Origin of the sequence: Marinomonas sp. SBI8L (assembly GCF_001624705.1) — a bacterium.
Lineage (GTDB): Bacteria > Pseudomonadota > Gammaproteobacteria > Pseudomonadales > Marinomonadaceae > Marinomonas.
The window spans coordinates 92,998-116,620 of sequence record NZ_JSEO01000014.1; the positions used below are offsets into that span (position 1 = coordinate 92,998).

Below are 23,623 nucleotides of genomic sequence, written 5' to 3' on the forward strand. Positions count from 1 at the left end.
TATAAATTAATCTAACAATTAAACGTTAAGTTGAGGCTTGCCTTGGATTACGATTTGCTTTTAATAAAATTATGGCCAGAATAGCAAAAAAGGCCTCTATAGATAACGCAAATAAGATGCCTTCACTTGGCATACCATCTATGGCGATGCCGAATGTGCGAAATAAAGAAAAAGCACAAAAAATGAGACATGCTAAGATTAAAGATACTGACTCAAGCGCTTGTCTAAAGGCTCCAAAAAAGACAAAAGCCCCTACTAAAAATAGAGAACCACCCATTCCTCTAATTTCACTCAAGCTATCGGGACTAAAGTCATCATGTGTAAAAAACTGTCTTAAGTAATCCACTGGAACAAATCCTATATAGGACCCAACAGTCAATAAAGTTATACCAGCAAAGAATAGATAGAGTTTTGTTTTATTCAAAGTCATGAGAACACTCCTAAAGTTAAAAATCACTCAATTTACATTCAGGCTAGGTATGCTCTTTAAGCAATCTAGACTCAAGTAAAAAGCGTTAACCTAGTTTGTGTCCAAAATGTCAAATGATGAATCTCAGATAGCACTTGAATTATCTCAGATCGTTCATTAATTTAACTAGCATGAAAACAGAGCAATATAATGAAATACTCCATTACCTAAAGTTAGAAAGCATCTACTACAGTCGATCAGCTTTAGGGGAGCATGATTGGGCGATTAATATTCCTGAATATCCTGATGCGAGCATATTTCATGTAGTCGTAACAGGCTTATGCGACGTAAAAATTAGAGGAAATCAACTAAAACTTGAGGCCGGTGATGTTGTCTTTTTTCCTAAAGCCCAAGGACATAAAATTTCATCCTAAGATACTGCTACCGCGGTTGAATTAGATGCTTTACCGATAAAAAAGATAAGCGACTTGTATGAAACACTTGAGCTAGGTGACCAGAATACAAATAAAACTATTATGCTTTGCGGCGTAGTCAAAATCAGCCACCCTTCCGGGTCTATGCTATTAAACGAAATGCCTAATGTTATCCATATAAATAAAGAGCAAAGCCTCTTTAATAGTATGATAGAAGGAGTTGTCGAATTAATATTTCAAGAAGCAGAAAGTAATTTTCTTGGTGGAGAATCTATTATCACTCGGCTCATAGACATACTTATAATCCAATCCATCAGACAATGGATAAAAACCTCAGCAGAGCATCACGGCCCTTGGCTTAAAGCACTTCAAGACCCTAAAATTGGCAAAGCTCTTTATTACCTGCATCACTCTCCAGAAAAGCCTTGGACAATAGCAACATTAGGAAAAGCCGTCGGCATGTCGAGAACCGCTTTTTCATTACGTTTTACCGAATTAGTGGGGATAGCACCAATCGGTTACTTAACGTCATGGAGAATGAATTTAGCAGAATTACGTATACAAAACGGAGAGAGGGTTAATTTAGATTTTATTGAAAGCCTTGGATACCGTTCTGAGTCTTCATTCAGGCGAGCCTTTAAAAAATAAAAGGCGTCACCCTAACAGAATCATCACATCAAAAATGAAACCTAATATACAAGGAGCTCTCTTCTTTATTGAGTTACCTGTGGATAGCTATCCGGCTTATCCACTTTGTTTTGCGCATTTATTATCCAGATAACTATTTATTCACAGTATTAGCTGAACAAAATACTCGATAAGCGAACACACTTAGGGTTACCCACAACACAGATTCAACAATACTTAATACAAAGGTGATTAAGACATGCTCTAAACCAATTAAAGAAAAGAAATTTTCGATTAGCCAGGTTGGTAACCAAGTAATCAGAAACAAAATAGCGCCACCGAGTAGTATCCCCCACTCTTTGTCTTTAGTGGCATGCCAGCTTGCTTCTAATGAAGAAAAAGGTGACTGCTTATTGAGTACACAATAAAACTCAGAAAATGCTAAACGCGCCATAATATAGAGCCCAGGGAAAATAAACATAAAGAGCCCTCCCATGAGCGCTAAACTAATTATCACTGACAGCAAAAAGAGTGGTCGCCAATACATGACACCAACGCCATAACATTGTCCTCGTGTTAGAGGTTCGCCCGAAATCACAGACGCCATATAGGCAATTAACGCCCCTTGATAAAGCGGGTAAACCACCAACCCAAGAATAGTCGTAAACCAAAAGAGCTGATTTGGATCTTCACTATAGACACCTGCCAAAACATAAAGCAGATTAAGAGGAATAATACAGGGTAAGATGATACGAGAAATAGGGCCTAAATGATGTACAAAAAACTTCAGACTATCTTTTACTAATGACGATGTTTCGTCCATTTTGACCTCTAAAACATGATAAAAAAGTGAACGTTAGGCTTAAACTTTAATCCCACCAAAGAAAAGTTGAGAGAAATAGAAAGTTTCCCCCCCTTATCCGAGCAGACAAGGAAGAGACACCAAAAAGGTTTTTACAGGCTTATAAACTAATGCCTTTTTGCTGCAGAATACGTTCAACTGTATCAACAGTTGCTTGAGTATGGCTGTCGATCTCAAGGTTAACTCTATCGCCTACTTCTAATAAACCAAAAGTAGTGAGTCTTAAGGTTTCAGGAATAAGAGAGATCTCAATCCAGTCTTCGCCAATATCACAAATCGTCAAGCTAGAGCCATTTAAGCCTACATAACCTTTATCAAATAGGTATCTCATGGCATCAACTGTGGCGCTGTCGTCACTCAAACCAGCCTGCTTTTTAACAACAAAACGGATACGGTAGCTGTCATCTTGAGTACGCACCTGCATTACCTCAATGGCACACATGATATGACCAGACATAACATGCCCGCCCACTTCATCACCCATTTTAGCGGCACGTTCAAAGTTCACTTTGTCGGAGGCATTAATCGCGCCTAAATTTGTTAACGCAAGTGTAGTATCAATCACATCAAAACTGACTTTGTCATTATCCACTTCAGATACAGTCAGACATACACCGTTTATCGCGACACTGGCACCCAGTTGCTGCTTATCCATTGAGTTCTCTGGAAACTGGATCACCAAACGCTTATTTGTGCCCATCTCTTGACAGCTTTCAACCTGAGCCATACCCTGAACAATACCTGTAAACATGCACACACCTACCTAATATAATTTGAAGACGGATAAAGAACATTTAAGCGTTTTTAAATGATGAAAAAGCGTACAATTTTTAAAAAAATCTATGCTGGCGCTCAACACTGAAGAAGATTTGAACATACCCACCAGAGTGCCCGTATTTATTGGGCTAGCGTAAGTTATCACAAAGACACTAATAGGGTTATCCACAGCTTGCGGGGATAACGAAATCAACCAACACCAAACTTTTGTTAGATAAAATTATGATTCATCACTTTATTCGGTTTAAAACTGCGCTTATCTTTTTACTCTTTTTCCAAGCATCTTATAGTTATTCATCAGCAAATCAAACCCTTAAAGCACCATTTATGTGGCAAATCAAAACCGATAAAACCCAGCTTTATTTAGCCGGTTCTATCCATGCCTTAAATTCAGACTTTTACCCATTGACACCAGCCTATATCCAAGCCTTTGACTCAGTTGATCAACTTGCCGTCGAATACAATATCCTAGATTTAAGTCCAGAAAAGGCACAAGAGCAGATTTCACAATTTACTTGGCTGAATCATGACGAGTCCATTGAGTCAGCTTTTAGCCAACAAGAGATAGAAGCATTAAAGCCTTTTGCAGAGCGTAAAGGCATGAATATAGACACCTTGCTTAGGCTCAGACCTTGGCTCATTATCGAGGCCCTAAGCAGTTTTCAATTCTCCCAGACAGATTTCCAAGCTGATTTGGGTGTCGATATGTTTTTTCTCAAACGTGCAAATCAACAAGGTAAAAACATCTTAGAGCTAGAAACCTTACAAGAACAAATCAATGCCATTAACGGTGCTGAACTTTCTGCTCAAACCGCAGCAATATCATTAGCCCTTTCCCAGCTTGATAAAGGCCAAGAACAACTCACAGAAATGGCAAATTATTGGCAAAGTGCTGATGCCGATGCTTTATATGAGTACAGCCAGCTAGACCTTATTGAACAACCGAATATAGCGCCTCTCATGTCACACCTTTTATATAAGAGAAACCAGAAAATGGCGGAGAGGATTCAAGGCTATCTTGAACAAGGTGGCAGCTACTTTGTTATGGTGGGAGCTCTACACCTAAGTGGTCCACAGAGTGTGCAATCCTATCTTGAAGATATGGGCTATCAAGCCACCAAAGTTACCCCGTAGAGCAATTTCAAAAGCATCTTTTAGAGAGTCAACACACATTACAGGCACAAAAAAACGACAAGTAAATTGTCGTTTTTTTAGTCTTTTATCAAAAGGCCTTAACAGACGTTAAGTTAAGATTCGGCCTTCAGTTTTTCTATCATAGCTTGGGTGACTAAAGTAATACCATCTTCATTTCGATAAAAACGACGGCTATCTTCTTCAGCATCCTCACCAATAATAGTACCTTCTGGCAGCTTACATTCAGAGTCTAGAACAACTTTATTAAGACGGCAGTGACGGCCAATATCACAGTTAGGTAAAACCACAGAACGGCTCACAGTCGAATATGAATTCACCCTAACATTGTTAAATAAAATACACTTATCTACTGTTGCACCCGAGACAATACAGCCAGCTGACACTACAGAATTTAACGCCGTACCAATACGCTCTTCATAATTATAGTTAAACTTGGCAGCCGGTCTTTGATAGTGAGCAGTACGGATAGGCCAGGAATCATCATATAAATCCAACTCTGGTACCAACTTGGTTAAATCCATATTGGACTCCCAATAGGCAGTCAAGGTCCCGACATCTCGCCAATAAGCACTATCCGGGTAGCTTGGGTTTGGGATACTACTGTGGCTAAAGTGATGCGCCTTTATCTTGCATGAATCAATAAAAAGAGGGATCAAATCCTTACCAAAGTCATGGCTTGAGTTGGTATCACTGGCATCCAGCTCTAACTTCTCGATCATAAACTTGGTATTAAAAATATAGATACCCATGCTAGCTAAAGACACATCAGGCTTACCTGGCATAGTTGGTGGATTGGCAGGTTTTTCCTCAAAGGCAATGATGTTGTCTTCATCATCTATATGCATCACACCAAACTGATCAGCTTCACTTACAGGCACTTCAATACAAGCAACAGAGACATCCGCTTTAGAATCGATATGATCTTTAAGCATCTTGCTGTAATCCTGCTTATACACATGATCACCCGCCAAAATCAGCACATATTCGCTATCTAGCCCTTTAATCATTTTCAGATTCTGATACACAGCATCCGCGGTACCACGATACCAGTCTTCGCCGGTTTGTTGCTGCGCCGGCCAAAGTTCAATAAATTCATTAAAATCTGAACGTAAAAAGTTCCAGCCCCTTTGCACATGCTGATTAAGCGTATGTGAGCGGTATTGAGTTAACACGGCCATCTTACGAATGCCGGAGTTGATACAGTTGGAGAGAGGAAAATCAATAATCTTATACTTTCCCGCAATAGGTACAGCAGGTTTCGAACGGTAATCAGTTAAATCTTTTAGTCTAGAGCCTCGTCCTCCTGCAAGAACAAGCGCTAAGGTTTTCATGCGTGCGGTATTTAAATCCATATTCCACCTTTTTATTATTTAACTTTATCTATTCATTTTCTGTCGATCAATTCGATCAAGTAATGCAATCATCCCTACTTTGATGTGATAAGTTAGTTCGTCTACTCATTACTGAGTAACCCCCCTTCACTCCTTACCTTATCCCAATACAATAATTTATATTAACCCAATGTTTTAATTGCGTATTAACTTAATCATCTTAATATCGTATTTTATATAACGGCCCTCAACTCCACTTACTAAATAAGACTCTCTATGATGAAAGTACTCTTTGCAGCTTCTGAAATTCACCCACTAATCAAAACGGGCGGCCTTGCAGATGTTGCTGGTGCATTACCAGTATCACTAAGACAAGCAGGACAAGATGTCCGCCTTATCATGCCAGCTTACCAAGGCATATTAGAGAAACTGGCGCCAGTACAAGCCAAAACCAATCTGGGTGACCCCTTTGGCATTGGCGACATCATATTGTTAGAAACCCTTATTCCGGCAAGCGATACGCCCATTTGGCTAGTACAATGCCAAAGCCTATTTGAACGCAGCGGTAGCCCCTACCTAGATCAATACAGCAAAGACTATGCCGATAATCATATTCGCTTTGCTGTTTTCTCTTGGGTCACCGCATTACTCGCCAGCCAAGGCAATCTTTTAGGTTGGCAAGCCGACATACTTCACCTTAATGATTGGCAAACAGGCCTAGCAGCCGCTTATCTTAAAAGTTGGAAAACCCAACATATTCCCATTGTCAGCACAGTTCATAACCTTAGGTACAATGGCAGTTTCCCTATGTCTTTATACCCAGATGTGCGTCTTTCAAACGAACTTCTCGACCTACATGGTCTAGAGTTCTACGGCCAGTTCTCAACCCTTAAAGCCGCGCTGGTCTACAGTGACGCTATCACTACAGTCAGCCCCACCTATGCCAACGAGATACTCACACCAGAATATGGTGATGGCCTAGACGGCACATTAAGAGCCCACCAGCACAAGCTACACGGCATCTTAAATGGCGTTGACTACAATGAGTGGTCGCCTGAGATTGATAACAATATTGCACAGAAATATGACATTAATAATCTCGATTTAAAGGATGAAAACAAAAAGGCATTGTTGATCGAAAACGGTTTATCACCTGACCTCAGCAAGCCTATTTTTGGGGTTGTCAGCCGCTTAACAGAACAAAAGGGTCTCGATCTAGTACTCGAAGCCATACCTTCTGTGATCAAAAATGGTGCGCGTTTAATTCTATTAGGTTCTGGAGACCCTAATTTAGAGCAAGCCTTTTTACAGCTTGAAAAGGATTATCCAGAACAGGTTGCAGTGCGTATTGGTTATGACGAAGCCTACTCACATAAACTACAAGCGGGTGTGGATTGCTTATTAATTCCATCTCGTTTTGAACCTTGTGGACTTACTCAGTTATACGCCCTTAAGTACGGCACCTTACCTTTGGTAAGAAAGACAGGCGGGTTAGCAGATACAGTATTTGAGACTGGCGATGCAGCCAATGGATTTGTCTTTGAAAGAGCGGATACACAAAGCTTAATAGACACACTTCATAGGGCGATGGATTGCTTTAACCACAGCCAAGCTTGGCGTCAGCGCCAAATCAATGGCATGAAGTACGACTTTAGCTGGCAAAAAACCACAGATACTTGGCTTAACCTTTATCAATCTTTACTAGATTAAGCTGCTGCATTAAACATGCAGAGCGATAAAAAAAGCTAAAAAACAAAACTAAAGCACTATGTATTATGAAAGCCTCAAACCAGCTTACATAATAGTGCCATAAAAAAGGAAGGCATTTGCCTTCCTTTTTTTACTATTTTAATAACCACTGAGCACTGCCCTTCAACTTTATCTGTTCGAAAAAGCCTTCTTGCGTCAGATTACTCATAATGCCAGCTAGCTCTTCCCTTAGTGCCTGACTATTACAGGGCGAGTTTTGTGAGAAGGCTAAATATAACCCTTCACTGCTTACCGCTGGCTTTTGAATCTGGAAAGGAAGGTAATTCCAAATCTGCTGAATATAAGCTTCACCGGGCAACTCTTCGTACAATACATAATCCACTCGTTTACCTAACAGCATTTTAAAAGCTTGCTCAATACTGGCAACCGTAGCGATATTAAGGTGTTCAGCTGCGTAAGAATCAAACGCCTGACCAAAACTATTATTGATCACAGTAGCGCCTAATTTACCTTCTAAACTGTGTTGATTTTGGTAATCAAATGGGGCCGATGCATTCGTCCAAACCACACTCTGAGTCTCAAGAAATGCAGGTTCTATATAATCCATGTATTGGCTTCTAGGCTGGGTATAAAACACTCCTGCCATGAGATCAATGCGACCACTCTTAACTTCCCTTTGGGCTCGTGACCAAGGGCCTGTATGTTTCAGCTCAATTTTCTTCCCTAAACGCTGACTAATCTCATTAATAATCAAACTATTAGTCCCTAATAGTTGATTCGTTTCTAGGTTTTTACGCCATAGAAACGGAGGGTATTCTGAATTACCGGTCGCGGTTAAATAGTCACACCTATCACCTGGTGCCGCCTCCGATAAAGTATGGAATCCCACCATTACAAAGATAGATAAAAATTTATTTTTTTCGCGAATAAAGGACATAACGCCTAGTATCTTAAAATTAATGAATTAGATTTCAGTTAGTTAATGACTAAGTCATAAACTAACATACAAAAGTATAGAGGGCTGTGCCCAACATAGAAAATAAAAAGTAAATTTGACGGGAACCTTTAAACAACTTCTGCCTCAAAAGCTTAAATTACAGGAGGAATTATGAAAAATAGACACACAACTGACTCAAAACTGACACTATTACCAAAGCTGATGCTTTTCGTTTTAACCCTAGTTTTTACCGCTGGAGTTAACGCAAAAAAACTTAACCTTGATAAAGATCAACTGGCCCTAGAGGGCTATGATCCAGTGAGCTATTTCTCAGAAGAACCTATGAAGGGTTACCCTGCCTTACAAATCCGTCATAATCAGGTGCTGTATTACTTTGAGAATGAAGAAAACCGCCTAGCATTTAGTGAAAATCCAGAAAAGTATGTACCGGCTTACGGCGGTTGGTGCGCATGGGCTATGTTAGATGGCGATAAAGTAGAAGTTGATCCCCTTAGCTACAAAATCATTAATGGTAAAAACCACCTTTACTACAATGGTTTCTGGGGTGACACATTAGCCAAGTGGAATAAAAAAGCAGGTAAAGACGGTGAGCAATCACTGATTGATGTTGCGGATAAAGAGTGGGCTGAAATCGACTAATCACCTTTCAAGTCAAATTGATTAGTGCAAGATGAGGCTGCAGGAGACGGCGGCCCCATCTTGCAAATTGAATACGAGATAACCTTTTACTTAAAGAATCTAAAAAGGCCAGATACAGAAGTTTTTATCTTCTGGTGCCGTCCCTTCTAAAAAGGACAGAGTGACCTTGTCATCACACCTGTCCGCCGCTAACTTAAACTCATTACGACTCACCTGAAAATACTCACTGCCATGAGGTAAAACTTCCTCTAGAGAGGTAGGGTTTAATCGTTTCATCATTTCAATCCAAACCTTTTGCGCACCAGAGCTGCCGGTAATCGATAATGGATGATTATCATCAGCACCTAACCAAATGGTAGTGGAATAGTCAGCAGTAATACCCTGATACCAACTGTCCCTTTGCTGGTTTGTTGTGCCTGTTTTAGCGGCAAAGACTAAGTTAGGTAAGGCTGCTTGCGCCGCTCTTGTGGTACCAATCTGAGCACTCAACTTCATACCATCTCGTAAAGTGGCAAGCGCCGCTTTAGAGTATGGCACACGCGTATCTTGGCTAAACTCTTTAAGTACTCCACCTTCGCTCGTTAATACAGAGGCAACGATGCCTAATTGACTAGACTCACCCGCCGAAGCGATAGGTTGATACAATCTTGCCACTTCAAATGGAGATAGCTCTAAAGCCCCCAATGCCACCGCAGGGAACATGGTAAATTCTCGCTCCACACCAAGGCGACGCAAAGCATCACCCACTTCTTCAAAGCCTATTCGATAAGCAAGATCAAGTGTCGCTAGGTTATAGGATTTAGCCAGAGCCTGATACATGGGCACATTGCCATGATATTTATGATCAAAGTTCTCCGGCTCCCAAAGCTCTCCCCCCACTTCAAAGCGGGTTTCATCATCTTCTAATAAAGTCAGCCAGGTAAACGACTGATTAGCTAATGCCTCTAAATAAATTGGCGGTTTAACCAATGAACCAATTGGGCGAACAGCCGCTAATGCTCGATTAAAGCCAGTGTAACGACCGTCACTAGACCCTAAAATCGCCTTAACTTGGCCATTGTGAGCATCGGTTACTACTATGGCACCTTGTAGGTCTTTCAACCCTTTTTTAGCACGCTTTAAGCTTTTTACCTGAGAGGTCATACTTTCAAGTACAGCCTGCTGTACTCGCGTATCTAACCCTGTGTAAATTTTTAAACTCTGGGTGGCAAGCGTCTTCTTATCAAAGTCTCTAGATAACTGAAAAGCCACTAGATCTAAGAAGTCACCGTATAAGCTACGGGTTCCCGCTTGAGTGCGTGTTTTTAAGGCCTTAGACAAGCTCACTTTATATTGAGCCTCTGTAATAAAATCTTGCTGATACAGAAGGTTAAGCACGACATCACGGCGTTCTTTCGCTCGTTTAGGATGGCGTTTAGGGTTATATAAAGAAGGCCCTTTTACTGTGCCAACCAAGGTCGCCATCTCATCTATACTCAACTCTTTTAACGGCCTTGCGAAAAAGTGTTGGCTAGCGGCAGCAAACCCATGAATTGCCTTATTACCATGTTGCGCTAGATAAACCTCATTCACATAAGCGGTCAGAATTTCTTGCTTACTAAAACGATATTCCATCAAGAGCGCCATAATCACTTCTCGGATTTTACGGCTATAACTTCGTTCAGAGCTTAAGTACATATTCTTAATAAGCTGCTGAGTCAGGGTGCTGCCCCCTTGTCGACGCGAACCCGCTTGTAGGTTGACCCAAAACGCCCTAGCAATACCAGTAAAGGAAATCCCTATGTGCTCATAAAAGTCCCTGTCTTCCACCGCGAGTAAGGTATCAATGAGATGCTTAGGAATCTCATCATAAGTCAGTAGAATGCGGCTCTCACTGTTACCACCGTACAAATGGCCAATTAATTGCGGCTCTAAAATGGCTGAACTGACTTTTCTGCCCGCCACAGTTTTGATCTCTAGATGCCCATCTGGAAAAGAGAATATACGTCGCTGAGCTGGGTAATCTCCAGTGTGATCAGAGAAAGACCTTAAGTGAGCACTTACTTTTGTTAAGCTTCTTGCTGCCCAGCCTATCTCTTGGCTGTTACGTCCAAAGCGATAACCCGCTTGTTGCAAGCTTTTCTCTAAGTCCTGTTTACGCCACTGATCACCAGAACGTAGCAAGGTAGGCGCACTGTAAACTTCCGCCGGCACTTGCCATTTTTGCCCTTCAAAATGCTGTACTAGCTCTTTATCTAACCACCATACCCAAACAGAAAGAGGAATGGCTGCGATTAACCCCAGCACAAAACAGATAACAAAGAGTCGTTTTATAAACCTTTTAAACCAAGATTGTTTGATAGGCTTTTTGCCCCTAGGTCGAGACGTTTTACGGCTCGTTTTCCTAGCGTTGGAGTAAGCGGTCGAGGTTTTTTTCGGCTTATTAGATGAAGCAGAAGGCTTTTTCGTAGGGCGATTTACAGGGCGTGTTTTACTCATGGGCAAGAGTATAAAGACAGCTTATTTAGGGTGCAATCAAGCAAGCTTATTTTCCTTAATTCTGACAGAAGATTCTTGTCATTGACTCTCATACACACCCATTTTAGACTCACCTCATAGGCTCATTGCCAGAAAAATAAGAGAACAAAAATATGATGATCATAGACCTAATCGATGAACTCGATATCATCGAAGGTATTCACCAAAGAGTACCCAACCTAGATAAGAAAGACCCTGCTGATATGAGCGAGCTACTACAAAGCGCAGCACAAACGGCAAATGAAGAGGAATGGGCAGCACTTAATTTATGGCTAGGTGAAGTTTGCCAAGACATCACCCTGCTTTTACCTGAGATCAAACAAGCCCTTTGTAGCCAATGGCAAGGTGAAAGAGCACTAACAGATGAACTTGCCAGCAAACTATCAAGCTAGCCATGCCGTCTACACCTCTCTGCTTTGTCAGTGAACTGCCAGAAAAAACAGCTAAATCATATAAGTTTGATGATCTCAGCTGTTTTATCATCAAGTATGAAGGTCAGGTTTATGCTTACTTAAACGCTTGTCCTCACAGAAATATAGAACTTGAGTGGCAAGAAAATGACTTCTTTGACCACAACAAAGACTACCTTCAATGTGCTACTCATGGGGCTTTATTCTTGCCCCATAATGGCTATTGCATTACCGGACCTTGTAGCCAAGCCTCATTAACGCCCCTAACAATTCTCATCATTGACGACAGAATTCATATTAAGTATTAATTTCCTCCAAAAGTTATTGATAATCATTATCAACAAGTTTATGCTAGGTTTTCGATTACGGTCGATGCACTTAATAACAGATTTATATTTTAAGCCTCTGTATCTCTGGTCAAATTATTAAGTGCAAATGATGGAGCAACAAGGAAGCTGTGAATAAACCTCTCTATTAACTGCCTCTAATAGATGGAAACTTCATAGCTTTCTATATTCCCCCTTGTGTTGCTCCATCATGCGTTTTACTTCTTAAAGGTCCAAGTACCAATATGACTACTCTTATTTCCTGATTGAAAAAAGGAAATGCAATCACTCAATATTGCCCCTTCTGCAATGGACGACTAATGTTAATAGACTAAATGATGTCGAAGTGGAATTTACTCATTTACAAGGGACAGCCAAACAGACACAAGGAGTGTTACCTATGCATCTTGGAATCAATAAAAAATCACACATAATCAACCAAGTTACCTTGGTACGTTTGATCCAACTTTGCGTCGTCGTCATTGCCATTGGCACTCCACTGATTGAAAGTCACTTTATCCATCCTGCCTTTATCAAGCTCATAGTACAAAACACAGAAAATGAAGCTAACCGTGCAGCAACGCGTATGAAAAGGGTTGTTATTCAAGATATTAAAAATGGCCATCTCACCGTGTCACCAGACACGATTAATTATTTAAAGGAAGCCGAACAAGATTACCTACTTTGGAAAAGCAAGGTATTTAGCCATGATGGTGAAGTTCTCTACTCATCCCAAGATAAAGACATAGGCACAATAAATGAAAAGGGTTATTTCCATAATCAGGTCGCCAAAGGTGAAATTTTTACCAAACTCGTTAAAAAGAATGGAAGCTCACTCGATGGAGAAGTCACAACACTCGATGTTGTCGAAACCTATATTCCGCTCATGGTAGAAGGTCAATTTATTGGCGCATTCGAACTCTATTACGATATAAGTGCCCGCATAGAAGCCATGGATGCTCACATGGAGTGGGTCGATAAAATGCTGCTACTCTTATCAGGTGTCGCCATTATTACTGCCTTTGTCATTGGTATCGGCTATAAAAAAGTACAACAGATCAGAGAAGAGTATGAACTAGAGCTGATAGAAATGGCCACTAAAGATAAGCTTACCAACATTTATAACCGCCGCAGCTTCGAAGCCAGATTAGTTCAAGATATTAAGCAGTATGAAAAGTTTCAAACGGAATTGAGCGTCATCCTTTTTGATGTGGACCACTTTAAGTTTGTGAACGATACCTATGGCCATCAAGCGGGAGATAACGTGCTCACGTTGTTGGCCGAGATTACCCAGAAAACTATACGCTCCAATGACATAGTTGCCCGTTATGGTGGTGAAGAGTTTGTCATACTTCTGCCCAATACAGGAAAGAATGGCAGTCAGGTCATTGCAGAGAAATTACGCTTAGCCATAGAAGAAGCCGCGTTTGATACCCAGTCCCACAAAATACAAATTACTGTAAGTCTAGGAGTTGCTTGTATCTCAGATATTGCTCATCCAAACCTGGATAATCTGGTCAAAAGTGCTGATGATGCACTCTATTTCGCTAAGCATAATGGCCGTAACCAAGTGTCTTACATGCAAACATCATCTAATAAATATTCAGACGATGAAGAAGAGATGGATTTAAGTTCAGCGCCGGTACTGGATAGATAAACGCCTATTTATCAGTAATAAAGAAATGAAAGAAAGGGGAAGAAATCATTAAGATTTCTTCCCCTTTTTTGTTTGCTTAAAACTCGTAATCGAATACCAGAATATCAGCAATCATAGGCACAAACATCGCTTTAAAAGCCTCATGTTTAGTATGAGGAAGGTAGGCATCCCTCGCCTTAACATCTGTAAATGTTATTAAAACAGCATGGGTATAACCTTTATCTAACCCTTCTGGGCTGGTATTAGCACCAAACTCAACCCCTTCGATACCAGAAATATCTGCTTTCAGTTGATAAAAGGCCTGCTCTAGCTGGCTCAAATCCTGTTCACTTGTTTCAGGAGTAAACTTAACCAATAAAATATGTCTTACCATTGTCATTCCTCCATTTACCTCAATTGATCCAATGTCCAATCAAGCTTGAATAAAGGCCCACCATACACTTAAAAACAATAAGATGGCGAGTATTTGGTTTAAACGAATTTGCTGCTGCTCACTATTAAGGTGACGGTTAGCCAACTTACCAAGATAAGCCCAAACACAAATACAGGGTACAGCAATTGAGGCAAATAAAACGGCTAACACCACATAATGGATCAGCTCACTCAAACCTTGGCTAGGAAACAAGCTAGCAACAGTCACAGACATCATCCAGCTCTTAGGGTTAACAAACTGCAAGCCACAGCCCTGTAACCAAGTCAGACCTTGTTTGTCATCTAGACCCGTTCCATCAGCCGAAATAGACTTAAGCTTAAATAGCTTAAACGCCATAAGACTTAGCCAACTGGCGCCAACAAAACCTAATAAAGGCTTCACAAAAGAGTAATCAAATAAAAATTGAGTTAGCCCCATGGCCGTAAAAAACAGAATCACCCCAGTGCCAATCGAAGCCCCAAGAATGAAAGGCATCACACGTAAGATTCCCAGCTTGCCACCATAACTTAGAGCAATCACATTGGTTGGCCCTGGAGTAATCGAAGCCACAAAGGAAAATAAAGAAAAACTCACGTATAAACTCAACATAGAAACACCTGACACTTGGGTAATTTGAATATCTAAAGAACCTGCGATTAAGTTGCGCTCCTCGTCATAAATCTAGCGGCTTTTATTCACACGCTGAGGCGGGAGGACTTATTCGCAGGTTCCCTAGTATCAGCTGCCCAAGCCTTAAAGTCTGGAAGCTTTGTGCATAAGCAGAATATTTATAAAAATAGATAAGCAGCTGTTTTTTAAAGAATATTTAAAAGGCTAAAAAAGCATTAGAGAGGTCAAAAAAACTTAGATTTGAGTTCTAAGAATTTGTTTTTGATAGGCACTAGGAGTTAAGCGATAAGCACGACGAAACCAGCGGCCTAAATGGCTCTGGTCGGCAAAACATAAGTCACTCGCCACACTGATAGGTGAAATACCTTGAGACAACAAGGTTCTAGCTTTTGCCAGCCTTAATTGAATCAAATAAGCATGAGGCGCTAGCCCAAAAGCAGCTTTAAAACGCCGAGTCAGACGAAACCTGTCTGTACCTAGCTCTAGGGCCAAGCCTTCAAGGTTAATGTCTTGATGTATGTTTTGTCTTAAGTACTCTCTTGTCCTTAAAGCCAATTCACAAGGGTTACCAAAAGATAAAGGCAAATCACGATCTGCTTTTTTACGCCAGCTCAAATGCTTACTGGCGTGCGCTAGCATTTGGTCTAAGCAGGCTTCTCGAATAATCTCAGGCTCTTGATAATGCAAAGCACTAAAAGCCGCAGAAATACTGGCCGTCAGCTGTTTGTCCTGCATCAAATTTTGAGCCGTATTAAACTCAAAGTTGTCAGGCAAATCATGAAATAAAGAGGCGAGATTATCGTGTAACCAAGCCACAGGAAGGTAAAGCTGGCGATAGGTAAAGCCTCCTTCTAATGGCGCATTACCATCATGTATTTCACCAGGCTCTAATAAAAAGCTCCCGCCTTCTAACGAGGTGCACATCTGTTTACGGCAATTAAACTGCTGTACACCTTGCTCAGTAAAGCCAATCAGATAAGTATCATGCCAATGGGGGTCATAAGCATGTCCTTTAAAATGAGCGCGAAAGGTTTCTATCCCTGTGCGCTTATCCTGTTCTAATTGTACCCAACTGTCTGCCTGTGACATTTACCTAACTCTCTAAAACCTGCATAACTAAAAAGACCATTACAAATAAGAAGGTATGACTATCTTCAAAATATTGCTAGAAGATTTGTGCAAACCTATTCAGTTTAGAGGGTTCTCAGCATCTCAATATGAGGGATATCATCTTCATCGTAGGGCTCAGACACCACCTCAAAACCAAAGTCTTCATAAAACTTTTGCAGATAAAGTTGAGCAGAAATACGAATCGGGCTTTTTGGCGCTTCTTTATCTAAAAACTCAAGCGCACCTTGAATCAAAGCTTTTCCTAACCCCATGCCTCGGGCAGCTTCCGTGGTAAGCACACGACCAATAGAGATTTCATCATATTTACAGCCAGCATAAGTAATACGTAGATAAGCTAAAATTTTATCGGTTTTCTCATCACTGGTATAAAGGTGCCAAGACACATTATCCAAACTATCCACATCTTGATAAGGGCAGTTTTGCTCTACCACAAAGACTTCTTGTCTTACCCTTAAAATCTCATAAAGATCAGCGATTTTTAACTGTTCAAACCGCTTAACCTGCCACTCAATCATGACTTATGCTCCTTCTTAAAAGCGTTTAATATCTCGATTAGGCCTAATCTAACAGGTTAGTATTTGCTTTAAAATCAATTTATTTAACGCAAAAAAAAGCCACTCATTCTTTACTCAAGAACAAATGGCTTTTAAACAAAAGAAAGCGTTAATCAGTGACTTCCCAAATCGCATCTAACAAGCGCTGAGTTTTAAACGCATTGTCGGCAAACTGATCTAACGCTGCCACATCCTGCTCTTTTACCAAGGCAACAAAGCGCTCTATCATAATCACATCAGCGGCTTTTTCTGCAGGCGTTTCAATAAAGTTAAAATCCTTACGACTCGCCATATGAGTACGATGCGTAAAGCCAGTTTTTACATCTGCTTCTTGGAAAACAAAACTGTTATGCCAGTCCAAGACAAAATCATCCATAGCGATCATGCCACTTGTTCCTATTAGGTTCAGGTCCATAATCCCCGTGCCTGAGGTATAACCAAAATCAAAGGTTGCGCTCTCACCAGAATCAAACCCTATCACCCCAGACATACGCTTTATTGCACCGGTTTCTTCATCACGTTCCGCCACAGATGCCGCTTTATTCAAACTCCCTTTTGGTTGTAGATATTCAACGACGGCTCGCATGGCATACCAACCCATATCACCAAGCGCCCCCATCGGCTCTAACTCTTGGTCGTAACGAATATCACCTTTATCTTCAATTGGAAAATAGAAAGCAGAGTGCAAAGACTTAGGTTGGCCAACCATAGCTGGAATGGCTTCACGAATGGCTTCTGTACGAGGATGATGTACAAAGTGGGTTGCATCCATAAGCACCACACCCGCTGTTTTAGCGGCTTCTATCATGCGTTTAACAGCAGCATTTGCAGGTAATGGTTTTTCCACTAATACATGTTTACCCGCTGCAATCGCAGCAAAAACAATGGCTTCTTTTGTAGCCGTTGGTGTTGCCACATACACCACATCTAATTCAGGAATTTTAAGAAGGTTATCCACACCTTCTACCGCAATCGCCGTTTTGCGGTCAGAAACAAAAGATACCGCCTTAGATAAAGTACGGCTAGAAACAGCTAGCAGGCTTGCGCTTTCAACCGCCTCAATGGCATTAGCCACCACATTTGCAATATTGCCTGTTCCTATGACACCAAATTTAATATCGTCCATTTTATCCCTTTCCTTTTTGGAGCTTTAAGGATCTCATCATTAAGACCTAATTCGCCGTCCACTCTATAAAAACGCCAAGCAAGTTACTACTGAACAAGCCTCATAAAAAAGGCGCATTCATAGGAACAAAGAATCAAGACAAGGTATCAGAAAGCAAAAGCAGGATAAAAAATAGAGGCAAGCCCCGTAAACACTCACTTATACGGGGCATAAATATTCATAAAAACTAATATGGAGAGAGGCTAAAATCCTCAAAAAAACTTATAAAATTAAACAAAAGAAATCTCAGAAAAGTGAGGGTTAGGCTCACAAGCCGACATACTAACCACATTGTCTAACACCACAAAGCGCTTTTCATCACCTTGTTTTAAACACAAACAAGATTGGCGCTCATCATTATAAGCTGTGTCTAATGCTTGCCCTTGAAGCACCTCACCTGTCGCTAAAACAAGCTCAACCCGATAGCGATAAACGCATACCAGTTCAATATAATCATGTTGATCGCAAGACATCATAGGGTTAGCTCCTTCATTCACTCTTTATTAATTAGGTATCCTTCGTTGCAAGCAGCTCGCATAAGTCGAACCTTCTAACAGGCTTTGCTCCCCTTAATCGAATATACAAGCGGGACTTGCTGGCCTTTAAATAGCATTTGATAGCCTTTACCCGCAACAAGTTCCAAGCCTTCAAAACAATTATAAGGGCTATAAGGAAATTCATTTAGTGACTCAATCTGAATCCCAGCCTTAATAAGAGCATTCACAACCTCACTTAAAGGGTGAGGCCAAGTCATCATGATAGAGGTTTCACCATCGCAATTTTCGGTATAAGTACCCTCTTCTTCCACATCGGCATGGTGCTGTTCAAAGTAATTGTAACCAGAGAGCAGATCATTAAAGCTATGAAACTCTACCAGGTTAAACTGACCACCAGGCTTTAATGCCGCGCTGATTGTTTGCGCCCATTTATCCAGATCAGGCAACCAACACAGCACACCATAAGAGGTAAAAACATGATCAAACTGAATTTGGTTTTCTTCACCAAAGGTATAAATATCTTGTGCAATAAAATGCGCCTCTTGCCCTATGGTTTCTGCAAGTTGTCTTGCCTGAGTAATGGCTTCAGTCGAAAGGTCAACACCTGTTACCTTAGCTCCCATTCGCGCCCAAGATAAAGTGTCTTGGCCAAAATGGCATTGTAGGTGCAAAAGGCTTTTGCCCTTTACCTCGCCCACCTCAGCCAATTCAATTTCATTAAGAGACGATTTACCCTCAACAAAGGCTTCTACGTCATAAAATTTCGAGCCCACATGCACTTTAGCGCGCTTATCCCAAGCGGCTTTATTTACTTCGATATAATCCACCAATTTCGTCCTTTATGCTTTTTCTAACCCATTATTAAGGAACCTAGTTAACCAACTCTCTCACCAGATGTATTCACCACTTAATGTGAAAAAACTAATGCGTTTTTAAAGCCATGCTGATTTCAGACACAGATACGTCATCAATACGATATTTATCTTCAACCTCACCTAAAATCTGAAATCCAGCATGCAAATAAAGCCGTTTCGCCGCCTCATTATTCGACAACACATTTAGATCTAACCAACTGATCTGCGCCTGATCACGACAATAGGCAATACAGTGTTCAATCAAAATACGGCCCAAACCCTGTCGTCGATAATGGCTATCAACGCCCATTCCTAACAGTACCCTATGCTGGCAATACTCATCCTCATAAGGGCGAATATCCACATGCCCCATAATTGCACCAGTGTCATTCTTCATTAGCCATAACAAGCGCCAACCGGGCTCACCTACAAGCGTCGCAACACCTTGCATAAACCTTTGTCTGGTTGGCACACTAACTATCGAATCATCACGGGATACAGGCTGAAACAAAGGCGAACCTCCGCACCCGTTCTCTGCTAATTGCAGAGTCAGATAAGTAAAAAAGTCCGGCATATCAGGCTTAGTCGCAACGTCTATCTTCATGGTTAAAACGCTTTTCATCCTTATTAAGCTTGTTTCATTTTTTGAGCACCTTCGCCTCTTACTCAGTCGGCTAACTCAGGCTCTTTTGCATAAAAGGCTTTGTAAGCCTTCACACCTGTATCCGTTAAATAATGCTGAATATTCTCAAACAGGTCATATAACTCAGCCCCATACTTGGCCACAAAGGCTTCGCTCGTTAATAAAAGCTCTAGCTCATTTGCCAGTGTTAGCTCGCAAAAAGCGCTAGCCTGTTCATCATCTAAGATAAAACATTCACCCGTAAACCTGTTCTTAAACGCCATAGGGGCTTTGCCCACGCTTCGTTCAAACACATAATCCCTATCGCAGCTGCAATAGAGATAAACCAAGGCCTCAGCCTCTTTCCCTATGACTTCTGCTATCTTGGCTCTTTGGGATAAAGAAACCATGGTTTCATCAAAACCAACCGTGCCATACGCCGCATGAAAAAGCCCAGCATCACACACATAATCTGCGGCACCCCACGCCTTTAACATGTTGAAGGTACCTGTTAAATGCGAAATCAAAGAACCATTTAGATGATCAAACTCACCAGCACCTAACGCCTCAAGCGCCTTAAACCTCACATCGTTCGTATCCATACATCAATCTCCTTATATATGTTTAATTACAGCCTTGAGCGAAAAACAGCCCTTAGCCTAAAAAGCAGGCCTGAGCCTAAAAACAGCCCAAAGAAAAAAGCTAAATCAAATAAAACTATCCAATGCATGAGTTTATCTATAGCAACAGTAAATGCTAATATACGGCCCATCAATAATATAGCTAGTTTAAAAAATCAAAATGCCACTCTCAATTCCCTTAACACAAACACAAAGAGTTTTTCTAGGCCGTCTCAATAGTGGGTACACACTTACTAAAGATGCAAACAACAAATATTGTTTTGCACATAAAGACAGACCAGAAGAAAAAAAGAAAATCGTCTACTACGAAAAGACCGTCGCCGCCCTCATTAAAAAAGGTCTACTCAGCGAAAACCTAGAACTGACAGACCTTTACCATGAGAAAATGGCAAAGCTGTATATTTGGAAAAGCGATAGACCAAAAGAAGATTAGACTCTCAAAAAATGAGAATTAATACGAAAGCCTTACAAAACTCTCATTAACATCTTGTCCTTATTAGGGTTTAATCCGCCTTTTTAATCGCAAGGATGCGGCCAAGATGTACCATAGAATTGCCCCAACGGAATCCGTGCTTCTTAATGAAGCCACTCAAATCGAAGCCGACTTCTCTTCTTTCAACGAAGAGAATTGGCAAGCTATCACCCCCACAAATCTTTCCCCAGAACAGGTAAAACAAAAACTAACAGATGGTGAAGTCGTCGCCTTAGCGGACACTCCAAATGTACCGCTTTTTTGCTTTATAAAAGGGGACATTGAAGTCAATCCTCTGGCAATTTCCCAAGCAAACCAAGACCTCATCAGACGTCTTAATGCTAGGTTCGACGCCAAAGGCAGTGGCGCCTCTTTTAGCGCTCAATCAGCACAATCAAATGGTAACTTACATCCTCCCGCCCCCATGGAAGAAAAGGCCCCAGAACCTATTGTTAAAGACCCAGAGCCAGAAGTCAGCAAACCTAAAATTCCAGCGTCTTTTGGTCAGCCACCTGCTCCTATCATTTTAGAAGTGGTTTATGACGATAAAGAAAAAACGCCTGTTGGTGATGTCCCCTACAAACTTGTCTTTGATGATCCTAAACAAACCGTATTAACAGGTTCGCTTAATCCTATGGGTTGGGCGTGTGTGGAAGACTGCCCAAACGCCAAAGCCAGCATAAGTTTTGGAGAAGCCGTCGATAACCAAGCAGAGCTGGATAGCCTTTATGCCGAATTAGAGACTGCACTTGATAATACCATTAACAAAGTCGCTGATTACACGCTAGAGAAATTAAACGACATCGAAATCAGTGCAATCACAGAGACCTCAAATCAACAACTAAATGATTACCTTGCTGAGCTTAGCAACACACTTGAGGATGTGGATATGCTCAGCTTTTACGGCAATACGATAGATAAAGCCAAAAACGCAGCAAGTGATGTCACTGACGCCCTTAAAGAGTTTCTCCCTCAAGATACAGCAGACTTAGACGAAACGGCCCTCAGTCCAATTCAAGACGCCCTTTGCACTGCGGTTATCGATGGTGACATTGATGCACTGGAGTCAGCATTAGCTGGTTGGAAGCCTAGGGATGAGATCAGGCTGAAAGCAGAATCAAAAGCCATGGAAAAACAGATTCTCATCATTAACGATCAACAAAGCCGCAATATACTCACAACCAGTTGCCAGCGCTTTGTTAAGGCCATGACACCCGAAAAGCTTATCGACTTAGCTGTATATCTCTCTGTTAAAACCACCGAAGACGCCAGCCTCAATAGCGTCTCAAACCTAATGGGAATACTCTCAGGTAAAATCAGCCTAGCCATTACCCGCCAAGTGCTATTGTCCGCAACCACAGACACTAAAACTGAATGGTATAAAGACATTTCTCAAGCCCTTAGCAACTTGGTTAAACCACTGAAAACCCTCAGACCTTTTGATGCTGAATATAGCCATAAAAAAGTCATCGAGATCCCCTTAGCTAAAGCCGACATCCAACCATCGGACTGGGCTAAAAAGACAGAAAATGAAAAGATAAAAACCATCACAGACAAACCTGATGACAGCATCCTAGATGATGAAATGGACAAAAAATGGCTGATCGTACCAAAGGGACAATTGACCTTTGATGTGGAAGGGAATGACAACGACTCAAGTGTAAGTTTTAGTCGAACTGTCCACCTTCCTGTTCGAGGTAAAGCATCCACCTCAGAAGTAGTTGCTGGTGCATCAGGTATTACCATAGGTAGAGGCTTAGATGTCGGTTCTAGGTCGACTAAAGAGGTCCAAGGCTATTTTGATAAAGTAGCTGAACATTGTAGACCTGTTGCACCTGAACTTATCACGTTTTTGAAAGACTCAGTGGGGATGAAGGGAGCCAGTAATAAAACAGGCGAAAAATTAGAAGGCGATGCTAAAACTGCCCATATTCAAAAAGCACAAGAAAACGATAAGGCGCTAATTAAGTACGTTAAAGACTTTAAAGACAGCATTAAAGATAAGTCTAAAATCACCCTGACCCGTAAGCAGCAGTATTATCTTTTCCTTGCTATTTATGATTATTATGAAGGTGAAGCTAAACGTTTAAGTACCAAACCAGACGTTTGTAGAGACTACCTAAATGATAACAAGATCGACTGGGATGCTCTGCCTCAGAACGTAAAAGATGTGTTAGTCGATTTAACTTACCGAGGCGATTACACAGGGACTAAAGATGCAAGAGGTAATTCCAGAAAAGTTATAGTACCTGCTGTATACAAAGACCAAAAAGATGATCTTAAAGGGGAAAAATCTGGATTTAGCAAAGTTATGAAAAACGAAGACTTTTGGACATCAACCTTTGGAGTAGATGGCAATAGGTATACAAAACGAATGGAGTATTTAAAATGAGGTTTTTTGTATTAATTTTAGCTTTATTAATACCTTTCTATGCAGTAGCAATAGAAATTAAAGACGTTAGATTTTACCAAACAGATAATATTGTGCCAAATGGAAGAACTCCTCACTACTCAGTATATATAAAGAATGACAATCCTTGTATTTTCGTTGATGACCTAAGAAAAAATCGAACTACTGAGTATTGTGATATTGAAGGAACTGATTATAACTTTAAAAATGACTTTCCAAGTATTTATCCCATTAATCTAAGGCTTTCGGGGGCATCATTATATTTTATTGTTGCAGCACCTTGGGACGAGCAAAAGTGTGAGATTTTCTTTCCCGAGAACAGCATTACTTGTGAATCCACAGGAAGAAACTAAACACTCTCATTGTTTGAAGCATTGAAGGAATACATGCGAACTTCGTCTAGTGTAAACCAGCCCAACCTTT

At 40.9% G+C, this 23,623-nt stretch carries 25 protein-coding genes and 1 pseudogene; 11 read left to right on the forward strand and 15 right to left on the reverse strand.

Annotation, left to right across the window (positions count from 1 at the left end):
• Positions 1–25: 25 nt before the first annotated feature.
• Positions 26–430 (reverse strand): DUF4345 domain-containing protein, encoded by a 405-nt coding sequence (locus tag OA91_RS19160; protein WP_063336824.1) that lies wholly within the window; start codon positions 428–430, stop codon positions 26–28.
• Positions 431–600: 170 nt separating this feature from the next.
• On the opposite strand from OA91_RS19160, the pseudogene OA91_RS24615 reads away from it, so the two are divergent.
• Together OA91_RS24615 and OA91_RS24620 are read left to right on the forward strand one after the other, a co-directional pair.
• Positions 601–1,158: pseudogene (locus tag OA91_RS24615) on the forward strand (cupin domain-containing protein); the annotation flags it as partial.
• Positions 1,159–1,275: 117 nt separating this feature from the next.
• Positions 1,276–1,491 (forward strand): helix-turn-helix domain-containing protein, encoded by a 216-nt coding sequence (locus OA91_RS24620; protein WP_331709784.1) that lies wholly within the window; start codon positions 1,276–1,278, stop codon positions 1,489–1,491.
• A gap of 133 nt (positions 1,492–1,624) precedes the next feature.
• On the opposite strand, the gene OA91_RS19175 is transcribed toward OA91_RS24620, so the two are convergent.
• Positions 1,625–2,293, reverse strand: a complete 669-nt coding sequence (locus tag OA91_RS19175; protein ID WP_063336821.1) for a hypothetical protein — start codon at positions 2,291–2,293, stop codon at positions 1,625–1,627.
• Between the two features lie 139 nt (positions 2,294–2,432).
• Positions 2,433–3,083 (reverse strand): riboflavin synthase, encoded by a 651-nt coding sequence (locus tag OA91_RS19180; protein WP_046018559.1) that lies wholly within the window; start codon positions 3,081–3,083, stop codon positions 2,433–2,435.
• A 248-nt stretch (positions 3,084–3,331) separates the two neighbouring features.
• Between OA91_RS19180 and OA91_RS19185 the strand changes: the two genes are divergently transcribed.
• Entirely contained in the window at positions 3,332–4,243 is a 912-nt protein-coding gene (locus OA91_RS19185; RefSeq protein ID WP_063336820.1) for a TraB/GumN family protein, read from the forward strand.
• A gap of 113 nt (positions 4,244–4,356) precedes the next feature.
• Here OA91_RS19185 and glgC read toward each other — a convergent pair whose 3' ends face one another.
• On the reverse strand, positions 4,357–5,616 hold the full coding sequence (glgC, locus tag OA91_RS19190) for a glucose-1-phosphate adenylyltransferase (RefSeq protein ID WP_046018557.1): 1,260 nt from the start codon (positions 5,614–5,616) through the stop codon (positions 4,357–4,359).
• A gap of 255 nt (positions 5,617–5,871) precedes the next feature.
• On the opposite strand from glgC, the gene glgA reads away from it, so the two are divergent.
• Positions 5,872–7,305, forward strand: a complete 1,434-nt coding sequence (gene glgA, locus OA91_RS19195) for a glycogen synthase GlgA (protein ID WP_082828021.1) — start codon at positions 5,872–5,874, stop codon at positions 7,303–7,305.
• Between the two features lie 133 nt (positions 7,306–7,438).
• On the opposite strand, the gene OA91_RS19200 is transcribed toward glgA, so the two are convergent.
• Positions 7,439–8,242 carry a substrate-binding periplasmic protein gene (locus tag OA91_RS19200; RefSeq protein ID WP_063336819.1) on the reverse strand — a complete coding sequence of 268 codons (804 nt, stop codon included), beginning with the start codon at positions 8,240–8,242 and terminating at the stop codon, positions 7,439–7,441.
• A gap of 171 nt (positions 8,243–8,413) precedes the next feature.
• Here OA91_RS19200 and OA91_RS19205 point away from each other — a divergent pair, with 171 nt between their 5' ends.
• Positions 8,414–8,902, forward strand: a complete 489-nt coding sequence (locus OA91_RS19205; protein ID WP_063336818.1) for a YHS domain-containing (seleno)protein — start codon at positions 8,414–8,416, stop codon at positions 8,900–8,902.
• Between the two features lie 99 nt (positions 8,903–9,001).
• Here OA91_RS19205 and OA91_RS19210 read toward each other — a convergent pair whose 3' ends face one another.
• On the reverse strand, positions 9,002–11,380 hold the full coding sequence (locus tag OA91_RS19210) for a transglycosylase domain-containing protein (RefSeq protein ID WP_063336817.1): 2,379 nt from the start codon (positions 11,378–11,380) through the stop codon (positions 9,002–9,004).
• A gap of 152 nt (positions 11,381–11,532) precedes the next feature.
• Between OA91_RS19210 and OA91_RS19215 the strand changes: the two genes are divergently transcribed.
• From OA91_RS19215 to OA91_RS19225, 3 genes are all read left to right on the forward strand, one after another.
• A complete protein-coding gene (locus tag OA91_RS19215; protein WP_046018556.1) occupies positions 11,533–11,811 on the forward strand; it encodes a hypothetical protein in 279 nt (92 codons plus the stop codon).
• Positions 11,812–11,813: 2 nt separating this feature from the next.
• On the forward strand, positions 11,814–12,137 hold the full coding sequence (locus tag OA91_RS19220; RefSeq protein WP_063336816.1) for a Rieske (2Fe-2S) protein: 324 nt from the start codon (positions 11,814–11,816) through the stop codon (positions 12,135–12,137).
• A gap of 364 nt (positions 12,138–12,501) precedes the next feature.
• Positions 12,502–13,812: a GGDEF domain-containing protein gene (locus tag OA91_RS19225; RefSeq protein ID WP_157203766.1), complete on the forward strand. Its 1,311-nt coding sequence runs from the start codon at positions 12,502–12,504 to the stop codon at positions 13,810–13,812.
• 76 nt (positions 13,813–13,888) lie between these two features.
• On the opposite strand, the gene OA91_RS19230 is transcribed toward OA91_RS19225, so the two are convergent.
• The 9 genes from OA91_RS19230 to OA91_RS19270 form a co-directional block, all read right to left on the reverse strand.
• Positions 13,889–14,191, reverse strand: a complete 303-nt coding sequence (locus OA91_RS19230) for a Dabb family protein (RefSeq protein WP_082828022.1) — start codon at positions 14,189–14,191, stop codon at positions 13,889–13,891.
• Between the two features lie 33 nt (positions 14,192–14,224).
• Entirely contained in the window at positions 14,225–14,833 is a 609-nt protein-coding gene (locus OA91_RS19235) for a LysE family translocator (RefSeq protein WP_063336814.1), read from the reverse strand.
• A 255-nt stretch (positions 14,834–15,088) separates the two neighbouring features.
• On the reverse strand, positions 15,089–15,943 hold the full coding sequence (locus tag OA91_RS19240; protein ID WP_063336813.1) for an AraC family transcriptional regulator: 855 nt from the start codon (positions 15,941–15,943) through the stop codon (positions 15,089–15,091).
• Between the two features lie 104 nt (positions 15,944–16,047).
• Positions 16,048–16,500, reverse strand: a complete 453-nt coding sequence (locus tag OA91_RS19245; RefSeq protein WP_082828023.1) for a GNAT family N-acetyltransferase — start codon at positions 16,498–16,500, stop codon at positions 16,048–16,050.
• Between the two features lie 148 nt (positions 16,501–16,648).
• Entirely contained in the window at positions 16,649–17,665 is a 1,017-nt protein-coding gene (locus OA91_RS19250) for a Gfo/Idh/MocA family protein (protein ID WP_063336812.1), read from the reverse strand.
• 269 nt (positions 17,666–17,934) lie between these two features.
• Positions 17,935–18,180 carry a Rho-binding antiterminator gene (locus OA91_RS19255; protein ID WP_046018551.1) on the reverse strand — a complete coding sequence of 82 codons (246 nt, stop codon included), beginning with the start codon at positions 18,178–18,180 and terminating at the stop codon, positions 17,935–17,937.
• 74 nt (positions 18,181–18,254) lie between these two features.
• Entirely contained in the window at positions 18,255–19,028 is a 774-nt protein-coding gene (locus OA91_RS19260) for a class I SAM-dependent methyltransferase (protein WP_063336811.1), read from the reverse strand.
• Positions 19,029–19,122: 94 nt separating this feature from the next.
• Positions 19,123–19,659, reverse strand: a complete 537-nt coding sequence (locus OA91_RS19265; RefSeq protein ID WP_063336901.1) for a GNAT family N-acetyltransferase — start codon at positions 19,657–19,659, stop codon at positions 19,123–19,125.
• Between the two features lie 62 nt (positions 19,660–19,721).
• A complete protein-coding gene (locus tag OA91_RS19270) occupies positions 19,722–20,279 on the reverse strand; it encodes a DUF6817 domain-containing protein (RefSeq protein ID WP_063336810.1) in 558 nt (185 codons plus the stop codon).
• Between the two features lie 199 nt (positions 20,280–20,478).
• On the opposite strand from OA91_RS19270, the gene OA91_RS19275 reads away from it, so the two are divergent.
• From OA91_RS19275 to OA91_RS19285, 3 genes are all read left to right on the forward strand, one after another.
• The gene (locus OA91_RS19275) at positions 20,479–20,751 is read left to right on the forward strand and encodes a hypothetical protein (protein ID WP_063336809.1); all 273 of its coding nucleotides are present in this window, start codon (positions 20,479–20,481) and stop codon (positions 20,749–20,751) included.
• A gap of 106 nt (positions 20,752–20,857) precedes the next feature.
• A complete protein-coding gene (locus OA91_RS19280; protein WP_063336808.1) occupies positions 20,858–23,182 on the forward strand; it encodes a hypothetical protein in 2,325 nt (774 codons plus the stop codon).
• On the forward strand, positions 23,179–23,553 hold the full coding sequence (locus tag OA91_RS19285) for a hypothetical protein (protein ID WP_063336807.1): 375 nt from the start codon (positions 23,179–23,181) through the stop codon (positions 23,551–23,553). The genes OA91_RS19280 and OA91_RS19285 overlap by 4 nt, the downstream gene beginning before the upstream one ends.
• Positions 23,554–23,623 lie beyond the last annotated feature (70 nt).